The organism is Frigoribacterium sp. Leaf186, assembly GCF_001423905.1.
Taxonomy (GTDB): Bacteria; Actinomycetota; Actinomycetes; order Actinomycetales; family Microbacteriaceae; genus Frigoribacterium.
This window is the reverse complement of sequence record NZ_LMPQ01000010.1, coordinates 833168-844734: the sequence shown is the minus strand read 5'-3', so window position 1 is coordinate 844734 and position 11567 is coordinate 833168. Positions and strand designations below refer to the sequence as shown.

Genomic DNA, 11567 nt, shown 5'->3' with positions numbered 1-11567 from the left:
GGGTCGGCGATCCCGGTGGACCCCGCCTCGTGCCCCCGCACGAGGCGGGGTTTTCCCGTCCCCGGCCCGCGTCCCAGCCGCCCATGAACCCGGTTTCGAACGATGCACCCCGATTCTTCTGGGTGCATCGTTCGAAACCGGGTTCCTCGCGCGCGGACGAGCCCGGGTTCAGGAGGCGCGGCGCCGGGCAGAGGGCTCGGGCGGCGCGGGCGGCGGCCACGGGTCGGGCTCGGCCGTGCTGCGGGCGATGAGCGCGCGGACGTCGGTGTCGTGCTGAAGCGTCCACGCGACGGCCGAGTTCAGCGATGCCGCGGTGTGCAACCACGGCCGACGCCCGCCCTCGTCGCGGCAGTGCGCGTAGACGTCGAACGCGAAGCCGCCCGTGACCGGCCGCTGCCGCACGTAGCCGAGCGGCGCCGCCTCGCCCTGCCGGATCAACCACAGCCCCTGCCCGCCCGGGATCGGCGGGATCGCGCACGGGTGCTCGGCCGGCGGCTTGCGCAGCGCCGCCCGCGCGTTCTCGAACTTCGTCTGCACGCCCATGTCGGTGACCATAGACGCGACCACTGACGTCGGCCGTACCGTCCGCGTGCCCGCGCCACACCTCCCGAGGCCCGCGCCGCCACGGCGCGTACGACGAAAGTCGTACGGCAGGTCCCGACTCCTGCACCCGGTGTCGCGGCGGCGCAGCCGCGAGCGTAGAGGCATGATCACGACACCGACTCGAGAAGCCCCTCCGTCCCGCCGGCGCCGCCTGCGCCTCCTCGTCCGCACGACCCGCACGACCCGCCTGGCCGCCGCCGCCGCCGTCGTCACCCTGGGCGTGACGCTCGCCGGGTGCGCGTCCGGGGCGACGGGCGCGTCCGCCGAGGCCGCGCCTCCTGCCCCTCCGCAGCACCAGCCCGGTGGGCACTCGCTCACGCAGGACGACGTCGACACGTGGCTCGACGGTGCCGTCGGATCGGCGCTGCAGACCACGGGCATCCCGGGGGCGACCGTGTCGGTCGTCGCCGACGGCGAGCTGCTGACCGCCCGCGGCTACGGCATGGCCGACACCGGCACGGGCGACACGCCTGCCGCGGCCGTCGACCCCGAGCGCACGCTGTTCCGCGTCGGCTCGGTGTCGAAGGTGGTCTCGGCCACCGCGATCATGCAGCTCGTCGAGAAGGGCGACCTCGACCTCGACGCCGACGTGCAGCAGTACCTCGACTTCGACCTCGACACCCCGAAGGGCGCGGTGACCCTGCGTCACCTGCTGACGCACACGGCCGGCTTCGAAGAGGTCATCTCGGGCCTGATCGGCACGCCCGGCAGCGAGAAGACGCTGCGCGAGGCCGTGTCGGACGCCCCTCCGGCCCAGGTCTACGCCCCCGGCACGACCCCCGCGTACTCCAACTACGGAGCCACCCTGGCCGGTTACGTCGCCCAGCGCGTCAGCGGCGTCCCCTTCGACGAGCTCGTGCAGCAGCAGGTGTTCGACCCGGCCGGCATGACCTCGTCGTCGTTCGCGCAGCCGCTGCCCGCCGAGCTCGACGCGCGCCTCGCCCACGGCTACCCCGACGACTCGAAGCCCGCCGTGCCGACCGAGGTCGTCAACGCGGCCCCGGCCGGTGCGATGTCGGCGACCGCGACCGACATGGCGCGCTTCATGTTGGCCCACCTCGGCGACCTGCCCGACGAGCAGGCCCTGCTGCAGCCCGCGACCCTCGACGAGATGCACCGACCCGCGCTCGACGCCGACGACCTCGGCACGCTCGTCGCCGGCCAGCGCATGGACCTCGCCTTCTTCGACGACAGCACCCCCGGCTTGGCCGCCTTCGGCCACGACGGCGACACGCAGGTCTTCCACTCCGCGATGCGGATGTTCCCGGGCCACGACACCGGCATCTTCGTCGGACTGAACGGCAGCGGACGCTCGGCCACGGCCTCGCTCGACCTGCGCACCACGGTGCTGGACGGCTTCGCGGACCGCTACCTGCGCGACGGGTCGGCCGCGGCCGACGGCGACGACCGAGGAGGCGCGGGCACGGTCGACGACGCGACCCCCGCCTCCGACGCGGTCGCCTCGGGCACCGGCGCCGACGGCTCGTCGGACGGCCCCGTGGCCGCCGACCTGGCCGGCACGTACCTCTCGTCGCGCTCCCCCGTCACCAACCCCGGCGCCCTGCTCGCCCTGAGCGGCCAGACCACGGTCGCGGCGCGGTCGGACGGCACGGTCGCCGTGACCCCGAAGCCCCTCGGCGTGACCACCGGCGTCTACGAGAAGGTCGGCACGGACCTGTGGCGCGAGGTCGGCGGCGACGCCGTGCTCGCGACGCGGACGGCCGGTGCCGAGGCCGGCACCGACGGGGACGCGACCGTCGAGGCGATCTCGTGGGGCGCCTCCTTCACCATGCTGCGGGCGCAGCCCTGGCAGGCGGCGTCGGCCGTGCTGCCGAGCCTGGCCCTGGCCGTCGTCGTGCTGCTCGCCTCGATGGTCGTCTGGCCGGCGACCGCCCTCGCCGGAGCCGGACGTCGGCGCCGCGACCTCCGGGCGGGCGTGTCGGGTTCGTCGCCCGCCACCGCCCCGCGTCGCCGTGACCGCACCCTGCTGCTGTCGCGCCTGGGGCAGGCGTCGACGCTGCTGGCCCTCGTCGGCTGGGCGGTCGTCGCCGTGCAGGCCCTGTCGTTCGCCGAGGTGTCGGCCGTCACCCTGCGCGTGCTGCAGGGGCTGCAGCTGCTCGGCGTCGTCGCGATCGTGCCGGCGGTGCTGGTCGCCTGGCAGGCCGTGCGCGACCGTCGCGGCTGGGCCGTCGTGACCGGGCGGGTGCTCGTCGTCGTGTCGCTGGTGGCCCTCGCCGGGTTCGCCTTCGGCTTCCGGCTCATCGCTCCGAGCGTGAGCTTCTGATGGCTCGCCCCCCACGCGACCCCCGGGCCGACGGTGCACAGCCGTCGTCGGCCCGGGCCCGGGAGGCCGTCGGCACCTGGCATGCTCGGACGGTGACCACGAGCCCTGAGACCTCGCCTGCCGGGGGTGCCGCGAGCGCTGGGGGCGCTGCGAGCGCTGCGAGCGCTGCGAGCGCTGGGGGCGATGGGGGCGCTGCGGGCGGCGACCGTGGCTCGACCGGCTCGACCGGGCCCGGCGTCGCGACGGTGCGCCGCGTCCTCGACCGGGTGGGCGTGCGCACGACGCTCGGTCGCGACGTCGTCCTCGCCGCCGTCTGGGCGCTCGTCACGATCGCCTTCCTCGTGACGCTGCTCGCGGCGGGCGAGTTCTACGGCGCGAACCGCAGCATCCCCACCGCCCAGGTCGTCGCCGTGATCGTGTTGGCGCTCGTGCAGCACGTGCCCCTGGCGCTCCGGCGGGTCCGTCCGGTCGCCGCCCTGCTCGCGGTCGCCGTCCTGCAGGCCGCCCTGCTCGCGGTGCTGCCGACCGGCCTCGCCCTCTGGACGGCCGCGCCCGTCGTCACCGCCTACACGGTCGCCACCCTGCGGCCGACCCGGGCCGTCGTCGCGGCGGTGCTCGCCGCGGTCGGCATCGAAGCCGTGGGGGCCGCCGTCGGGGCCTCGGCCCTCGTGAAAGACCGACTCGGCGCCCCCACCGGGCTGGGCGAGGTGGGCGCGGTCGTCGAGGCGCTCGCCCTCGTCGCGACCGCCCTGCTGATCAACGGCGTGAGTGCCGCCGTCGGCTCGTGGGTGGCCCTGCGCCGCGCCCACGACCGCGATACCCGGGCCCGCGCCGCCGAGACCGTCGAGCACCAGGCGACGCTCACCCGGGCCGCGGTCGCCGCCGAGCGCACCCGCATGGCCCGCGAACTGCACGACGTCGCCGCCCACCACCTGACGGGGCTCGTCGTGCAGGCCGGAGCCGCCGAACGCCTCGTCGACGGCGACCCCGAGCGCGCGAAAGAGAGCCTGCGCAGCGTCCGCGCCCAGGGCCGCGAGACCCTCGACGCGCTGAGGTCGATCGTCGGCATCCTGCGCGAGACCGGCGACGGGCCGAGCGGCACCGTGCCGGTGCCCGGCCTCGGTGACGTGGGCGACCTCGTGGACCAGGCCCGCGCCTCCGGAACCGTCGTCGAGTCGCACGCCGACGGGACGCTGCCGTCGCTCGCACCGCTCGCCGACGTCACGGCCTACCGCACGGTGCAAGAGGCACTCGTCAACGCCCGTCGGCACGCGCCGGGGGCGACGGTCGAGCTGCGCCTGCTCGCCACGGCCTCGGCCCTCGTGGTCGTCGTCGAGAACGACCTGCCCGTGGCTCGCGACACGTCGCGGGGCGGCGGCTTCGGGCTGGTCGGCATGCGCGAGCGGGCCGACCTGATCGGCGGGCGGCTCGACACCGGGGTGACGGCCGAGGGGCGGTGGCGCGTCCGGCTCGAGCTGCCGGTCGAGGCCGAGACCGACGTGCTCGTCTCGCGGTCCGCTGCGTCGCCCGGGCCCGACTCGGGGCCCGGTGCGGGGCCCCACGCCGGGCCCGACGCGGGGCTCGTCGGCGGAGGTTCGGAGTGATCCGGGTGGTGCTGGTCGACGACCAGTCGATCGTGCGCACCGGATTCCGGGTCGTCCTCGAGACGGCGGGAGGCATCGAGGTCGTCGGCGAGGCGTCCGGCGGGCGCGAGGCGGTCGAGGTCGTGCGACGCACCCGACCCGACGTCGTCGTGATGGACGTCCGCATGCCCGGGGGCGACGGCATCGAGGCGACGCGCGCGATCGTCGACGCCCGCGGCGGGCCCGGTGCTGCCGGCGGTGCCGGTGGTGCCGGTGGTGCCGGTGTTGTCGGTGGTGCCGGGGCGGTCGACGGGCAGGAGGCGCGGGTCGGGTCGGCGAGCGCCCCCGCGGTCCTCGTCGCCACCACCTTCGACCTCGACGAGTACGTCTTCGGGGCCCTCGAGGCCGGTGCGAGCGGGTTCGTGCTGAAGGACGTCGAGCCCGACGAGTTCGTCGGCGCCGTCCGGGCCCTGGCGTCGGGGCGGGCCGCGATCGACGGTGCCACGACGCGGCGGGTGATCGCCGAGTTCAGGCGGCGGCGGCGGACGTCGGTGGTCGAGCCGTCGCCCGACGTCCTGACCGAACGCGAGCGCGAGCTCGTCCGCCTGCTCGGCGAGGGCCTGTCGAACGACGAGATCGGCGAGCGCCTGGTCGTCGAGACGAGCACGGTCAAGTCGCACCTCACGCGCATCACGACCAAGCTCGGCACCCGCGACCGGCTGCAGACCGTCGTCTGGGCCTACCGCTCCGGCCTGCTGCCCTGACCTGGGTGGCCCGACGCCCGGGCCCGAGTCGGGCGTCCCGTCACCGGCCCCCCGTCGCACCGCCATGGGGACGTCGCACCGCCATGTGGACGTGGCACCGCCATAGGGACGTCGCACCGCCATAGGGACGTCACACCGCCATGTGGACGTGGCACCGCCGAATTCGGCGNNCCCGCCAGCCCGCCAGCCCGCCCGCCCGGGTCGGCGTCGACACCGTCGCGATCGTCGGGTCGGACCCGTCGTCGAACGCCTTGAACGTGCCGCTCGCGACGGCGTCGACGCCCTCTGGTCGGCCGACCCCGGGGGCCGTCGCCGCACCGCCGTCGGCCTCGCCGAGGTTCGCCGTGCCGACGGGGCACCGCCGAGTGGACAAGACACCGCGGCGTTCGGCGGCGTCCTGTCCACTCGGCGGTGTCGTCCAGGCGGAGCTGGCTAGGCGACGGGCTCGACGAGCGTGACGTGCTGCGTCGCGACGCGCACGGGCTGGCCGGCGAAGGCGGCCGCGCGCGCCTCCGACTGGAGGTAGGCGGCCTCGACCTCGGCGAACCGCGCGGCGTCGCCCGGCGTGCTGACGGCCCAGACGAACTGGTTCGCGTCGCGGTCGGCGTAGGCGAACTCGATCTCGAACCCCTCCGAGAGGCGTGCGGGGATCAGCGTCGACGTGAACCACGCGACGAAGTCATCGAGCACCCCCTCGACGAGTTCGTAGCGGCGCAGCTGGACGGTCTTCGACGAGTCGTTCATGCCGCCACCCTACTGACGCCCGCACGCCGCCACGAGACGCTCACTGCACCACGAGATGGGCACCGCACCCCTACCGCACCACGGGATGGGCACCGCACCACGACTAGTCCTGGCGCGGTGCCCATCACCTGGCGTCGTACTCGCACGCCGCAGGTCGCACGCCGCCACACCGCACGCTGCAGCCCGTAGCCCGCACGCCGCCACACCGCACGCCGCACGCCGCACGCCGCACGCCGCAGGCCGCAGGCCGCACGCCGCACCCCGCACCCCGCACCCCGCACCCCGCACCGCAGGAGGCGCGGCACCGGCCGTCCACGCCGCCCCGGTAGCGTGGCCGGGTGACCCCGCTGACGCTCGCCCTCGCCGCCGCGGCCATCGTGGTCGGTGCGCTCACGCAGCGCATGGCCGGCATCGGCTTCGCGTTGACCGCGGCCCCCCTGCTCGTCGTCGTGCTCGGGCCCGAGGCCGGGGTCTCGGTCGGCAACGCCCTCGCCGCCGTCCTCGCGCTGGTCGTGCTGGCGAGCACCTGGAGGACGGTGCGGTGGCGGACGGCGGCCCTCCTCGTCCTGCCCGCGCTCGTGACGATCCCGATCGGCGCGTGGGTCGTGCAGACCGCCCCGACCGGACCGCTGACCGTCGCGGTGGGCGCCCTGGCCCTGGTCGGAGTGCTGGTGATGGCGTTCTCGAGCCGCGCGCGCCTCCTGCCCGGCCGGGTCGGCGCCGTCGCCGCCGGCGCCCTCGGCGGGTTCATGAACGTCACCGCCGGGGTCGGCGGCCCGGCCCTCACCGTCCACGCGACGAGCGACCGCTGGCCGCGCGAGGTCTTCGTGGGCACGGGCCAGGTCTTCTTGCTGGCGATCAACCTGACCTCGGTGCTGACCAAGGGCATCCCGACCGAGCCGCTGCCCGTCTGGGCGGGCGCACTCGGCCTGCTCTTCGTCGGAGCCTTCGTCGGGCACCACCTCAGCAAGATCGTCCCGGCGCGGGTCGGGCGCATCCTCGTGCTGACGCTCGCGGCCCTCGGCAGCGCCCTCGCCCTGATCCGCGGCATCACCCAGCTCTGACCCGGCCGCCCCGGCGACCCCGGCCGCCGTCGCGCCCCGCCCCGCGCCCCGCCCAGCCGGCGCCCGACCGACCCGCCCAGCCGACCTACCGCCGAACCGAGGAGGCGCGGGTCGCCACCCCCCGCACCTCGCCTAGACTCGGCCCGCCATGCAGTGCGACTACTTCGACGCGGGGCTGTGCCGGTCGTGCACGCTCCTCGACCGCCCCTACCCGGTGCAGGTCGCCGAGAAGGAGGAGCGCGTCCGCGACCTCCTCGGCCCACGCCACGTCCCCGCGACCTGGCTGCCGACGTTGACCAGCCCCGAGGCGGGGTTCCGCAACAAGGCGAAGATGGTCGTCGGCGGCACGATCGACGAGCCCACGCTCGGCATCCTCGACGGGCGCGGGCAGGGCGTCGACCTGCGCGGGTGCGGCCTGCACACCGAGGGCATCCAGGCGGTGCTGCCGACGCTGGCGGCGTTCGTGACCCGAGCGCGCCTCCTGCCCTACGACGTGCCGAAGCGGCGCGGCGAGGCGAAGTACGTCCACGTCACCGAGTCGCCGTCGGGCGAGCTGATGGTGCGCTTCGTGCTGCGGAGCGAGCAGGCCCTGCCGCGGCTCCGTGCCGAGCTGCCCTGGCTGCTCGACGAGCTGCCGCAGGTCGCCGTGGTCTCGGTCAACCTGCTGCCCGAGCACAAGGCCGTCCTCGAGGGCGCCGACGAGATCGTGCTGACCGAACGCGAGACGCTGACCATGCGGCTCGGCGGGGTCGACCTCGAGCTGCGACCGCAGAGCTTCTTCCAGACCAACACCGCGATCGCCGCCGGCCTCTACGACCAGGCGGCCCGGTGGGTCGACGACCTCGACCCCGCCCGCGTCTGGGACCTCTACTGCGGCGTCGGCGGCTTCGCCCTGCACGTCGCCCGCCCGGGCTCCGGACGCACGAGCCGACACGCGCACCGCGAGGTCGTCGGCATCGAGACCAGCGAGGAGGCGGTGGCCAGCGCCCGGGGCAGCGCCCGTCGCGCAGGGCTCGAGCACGTGCGCTTCGCGGCGGACGACGCGACCCGGTTCGCGACGTCGTCGGGGTCGGGATCTTCGGTGAGCGCGGAGAACGAGGTGCCCGCATCCTCGGGGTCGGCGTCCTCGGAAACCGCGGGGCCGGAAAGTGCGGGGTCGGCGAGCGCGGGGAACGCGGGGTCGGCGAGCGCGGGGCCGGCGTCCGCGGGAAGCGGCGTGCCCGCATCCTCGGCGAGCGCGTCGTCGGCGAGCGCGTCGTCGTCGAGCGCATCCTCGGCTGCCGACGCCGCGCCTCCTGAGCTCGTGATCGTCAACCCGCCGCGGCGCGGCATCGGCGCGACGCTGGCCGGGTGGCTCGAGGCGTCGGACGTCGAGCACGTCGTCTACTCGAGCTGCAACCCCGTGACGCTGGCGAGCGACCTGGACGCCATGCCCTCGTTCGAGGTCGTGGCCGCCCGCGTGTTCGACATGTTCCCGCAGACGCCGCACCTCGAGGCCATGGCCCTGCTGCGCCGCCGCTGACCTGCCCGAGCCCGAGCACCAGCCCCAGCCCCAGCCCCGGCCCGCCGTGCGCCCATGAACCCGGTTTCGAACGATGCACCCACGAGCTTCTGGGTTCATCGTTCGAAAACGGGTTCATGGGGCGGCGAGGGCGAGGTGCGGCCAGTCGGCACGAGGCACGAGCGCAGACCTCAGACCTCAGACCTCAGACCTCAGACCTCAGACCCCAGACCCCAGACCCCAGACCCCAGACCTCAGAGCACGACGGTGCTGCTGCGCCAGCCGAGCGAGTCGTCGCCCGTCTGCCAGACGACCGTGAGGCCCCGGCCGGCCCCGCTCGACTCGCCGACCTCGGTCGTGAAGCGCTTGCCCGACCCGGCCGACACGGCGTCGATCGACCCGAGCTGCTGCCCGTCGACGAACGCCCAGAGCGTGTCGGGGTAGCCGACGACGCTCGGCTCGGTCTGGTCCTGGCTGAACGGACTGGCGAACGAGATCGACGCGGGGGTCGTGGTGTCGTACGCCGCGCCTCCTGCGGTCTGGTCCTCGGCCCCGGCGGCGGGGTTCGTCCACTCGTAGAGGGAGTCGCCGGTCGGCGGGACGCCGGCGTCGTCGACGCGGAGGCCGTCGGCGGTCTCGCGGACGACCCAGGCGTCGGCGAGGTCGTCGGTCGTGGCGCCGACCAGGGTGAACGCGCCCTCGGGCCCCTCGGCCGAGACGAGCTCGGCGTCGCGCAGCACGTCCGCCTCGTCGGCGGTGACCGTGCCGTCGGTCGGCGAGACCGAGGCGTAGGTCTGCTCGGCGCCGTAGAACTGCTGCGCCTCGGGGCTGAGCAGCGCCCAGGCGGCGGCCGTGTCGCCGTCGGCGATCGCGTCGAGGTAGCGGGCGACGGTCGCCTGCTCGGCCGAGGCCGGTTCGGCGTCGGCCGGAGACGCGTCGGCCGAGGAGGCCTCGGTCGGGGTCGCCATCGACGCGCTCGGCGTCCCCGAGGCGTCGGCGGTCGGGGCCGCGACGTCGGGGTCGGACGTGCACCCGGTGGCGGCGACCAGCGCACCGACGGCGAGGGTCGAGGTCATGAGAAGCTCTCGTGTCTTAACCATGCGTGGCACGGTAGCGAGAGCCGCGGCGGGCTCGTCGCGACTCCCAGGGGACGCGCAGACCCCGGGAGGCGCGGGCCGGGTCAGGCGCGCGCGACCACCGCCCAGCCGTGCGGCCCGACCGACAGCACGTCGCCGTCGAGACCGGCGTCGCGCCCCGCCAGCCACTCGCCCGGGGCCGGGTCGGCCACGCGCAGTTCGTCGTTGCCGAGGTTGAGCGCGACGACCAGCGACTCACCGGGCCCCGCGCCGGTCAGCTCGAGCACGAGCGACTCGTTCGCGACCGACACGGTGCGGCTGCGCGCGGTGTGCAGCCACGGGTGCCGACGCCGCACGCCGATCAGGCGCTGGTGCAGGGCGAGGACCTCGGGGAGGGCGCCGGGCACGCCGGCACCCGGGGCCTCGGCAGGCGTCGAGGGGAACGCGGGGCGCACGGCGTCGTCGCCGCCGACCCGCGCCTCCTTGACGGCCCGCAGTCCGAACTCGTCGCCGTAGTAGACCGAGGGCGTCCCGCCGAGCACGAAGAGCAGGGCGATCGCGTGGTCGTGGTGGCGCTCGTCGTCGATCTGGCTGGCGATGCGCGTGACGTCGTGGTTGCCGACGAAGGTGAGCGGGACGAACTCGTCCAAGAACTCGTCGTGACGCCGCAGCGCCCATTCGAGCTCGAACAGGTTGACCTCGGCGATGCCGTGCCAGACGCCCTGCCACAGCTCGTACTGGGTGACCGAGTCGAGGCCCCCGTCGCGGACGGCCGCCGCGTAGTCGCCGTGCAGCACCTCGCCGACGACGTAGACGTCGGGGTGCCGTTCGCGGAGCGGCGGCAGCACGGTCGCCCAGAACTCCGACGGCACCGAGTAGGCGGCGTCGAGGCGCCAGGCGTCGGCACCGCGGTCCGCCCAGTGCGTCAGGACGTCGGTCACCGTGCGGGCGACCTCGGGCGACGAGTGGTCGAGGGCGATGAGCCCGCCGTGCCCCTCGAAGGTGCCGAGGCTGCCGTCGGCCTCGCGCCGGAACAGGCTCGCGGCCGCCGACGACGGGTCGCGACGGGCCTCGACCAGTGCCGGGAACTCGGGGCCGACGTGGTTAAAGACGCCGTCGAGCATGACCATCACGCCCTTGGCGTGGGCGGCCTCGATCAGGGTGACGAGGTCGGCCTCGGTGCCGAGCCGCGGGTCGACGGTGAACCAGTCGATCGTGTCGTAGCCGTGCGTCGACGACGCGAACACCGGCCCGAGCGCGAGGCCGTTGGCGCCGAGCGCCAGCAGGTGGTCGAGCCACGGCACGAGTTCGAGGAGGCGCGGTGCCGGCGAGCGGTCCGCTCCGGTCGTGTCCGCCCCGACGAAGCCGAGGGGGTACACGTGCCACCAGACGACGTGCTCGGTCCAGGAGGGGCCCGCCCACGCGGGCGCCGTCACGGGGTGCTGCTGTTCGCTCATTCGCGCCACCCTAGTGACGGGCGGCGGGGAGGCGTCCCCCGCTCAGCTCGCGGGGCCGAGCAACACGGCGAGCAGCGCCTCCCCCGCTCAGCTCGCGGGGCCGAGCAGCACGGCGAGCAGCGCGGCCGCCCCGCCGACGATGAAGAGCATCGTGCCGGCCTGCATCGTGCGGGTCTTGTTGCGGTCGGCCGTCGGCACGTCGACCTCGAGGATGGGGCAGCCCGACCAGCCGATCAGCCCGACGCTCAGGGCGACCAGCGCCGCGCCGACCCAGAACAGCGTCGCGAGCCCCGCCGACAGCAGGGCCGGACGCCAGCCGGTCGAGAGCAGCAACCCCAGGGCCACCGCCACGCTGCCGACCGCGGCGACGAACCAGATCGTGCCGGTCCACATGATGCGTTGGACGTTCTTCTCGGGGGTCATCAGGTCGTGCAGCTCGTGGGTCACCACAACATCTTTCACCCTCTGCAGCGATCCGGCGCACACGGGGT

10 protein-coding genes are annotated in these 11567 nt (G+C 75.0%); 5 read left to right on the top strand and 5 right to left on the bottom strand.

Features of this window, described 5'->3' with window-relative positions:
- Window positions 1-168 precede the first annotated feature (168 nt).
- Window positions 169-543, bottom strand: coding sequence for a hypothetical protein (locus ASG05_RS10735; protein ID WP_157490184.1), 375 nt, complete (start codon window positions 541-543; stop codon window positions 169-171).
- Window positions 544-706: 163 nt separating this feature from the next.
- Between ASG05_RS10735 and ASG05_RS10730 the strand changes: the two genes are divergently transcribed.
- From ASG05_RS10730 to ASG05_RS10720, 3 genes are all read left to right on the top strand, one after another.
- On the top strand, window positions 707-2887 hold the full coding sequence (locus ASG05_RS10730; protein ID WP_056260426.1) for a serine hydrolase: 2181 nt from the start codon (window positions 707-709) through the stop codon (window positions 2885-2887).
- 245 nt (window positions 2888-3132) lie between these two features.
- Complete coding sequence (locus ASG05_RS10725; protein WP_082486641.1) at window positions 3133-4491, top strand: sensor histidine kinase; 1359 nt, start codon at window positions 3133-3135, stop codon at window positions 4489-4491.
- On the top strand, window positions 4488-5234 hold the full coding sequence (locus ASG05_RS10720) for a response regulator transcription factor (protein ID WP_056260425.1): 747 nt from the start codon (window positions 4488-4490) through the stop codon (window positions 5232-5234). The genes ASG05_RS10725 and ASG05_RS10720 overlap by 4 nt, the downstream gene beginning before the upstream one ends.
- A gap of 432 nt (window positions 5235-5666) precedes the next feature.
- Here the strand turns inward: ASG05_RS10720 and ASG05_RS10710 are convergent, their stop codons facing one another.
- Window positions 5667-5978: a hypothetical protein gene (locus ASG05_RS10710; protein ID WP_056260423.1), complete on the bottom strand. Its 312-nt coding sequence runs from the start codon at window positions 5976-5978 to the stop codon at window positions 5667-5669.
- A gap of 338 nt (window positions 5979-6316) precedes the next feature.
- Between ASG05_RS10710 and ASG05_RS10705 the strand changes: the two genes are divergently transcribed.
- Window positions 6317-7042: a sulfite exporter TauE/SafE family protein gene (locus ASG05_RS10705; protein ID WP_056260422.1), complete on the top strand. Its 726-nt coding sequence runs from the start codon at window positions 6317-6319 to the stop codon at window positions 7040-7042.
- A gap of 148 nt (window positions 7043-7190) precedes the next feature.
- Window positions 7191-8564, top strand: a complete 1374-nt coding sequence (locus ASG05_RS16385) for a methyltransferase domain-containing protein (RefSeq protein ID WP_056260421.1) — start codon at window positions 7191-7193, stop codon at window positions 8562-8564.
- A gap of 233 nt (window positions 8565-8797) precedes the next feature.
- Here ASG05_RS16385 and ASG05_RS10695 read toward each other — a convergent pair whose 3' ends face one another.
- The 3 genes from ASG05_RS10695 to ASG05_RS10685 all read right to left on the bottom strand — a co-directional run bounded on the left by ASG05_RS10695 (window position 8798) and on the right by ASG05_RS10685 (window position 11523).
- Entirely contained in the window at window positions 8798-9643 is an 846-nt protein-coding gene (locus ASG05_RS10695) for a hypothetical protein (RefSeq protein WP_157490183.1), read from the bottom strand.
- An 80-nt stretch (window positions 9644-9723) separates the two neighbouring features.
- Window positions 9724-11076, bottom strand: a complete 1353-nt coding sequence (locus ASG05_RS10690; RefSeq protein ID WP_056260419.1) for an alpha-amylase family glycosyl hydrolase — start codon at window positions 11074-11076, stop codon at window positions 9724-9726.
- Between the two features lie 87 nt (window positions 11077-11163).
- Window positions 11164-11523 carry a hypothetical protein gene (locus ASG05_RS10685; protein WP_157490182.1) on the bottom strand — a complete coding sequence of 120 codons (360 nt, stop codon included), beginning with the start codon at window positions 11521-11523 and terminating at the stop codon, window positions 11164-11166.
- Window positions 11524-11567 lie beyond the last annotated feature (44 nt).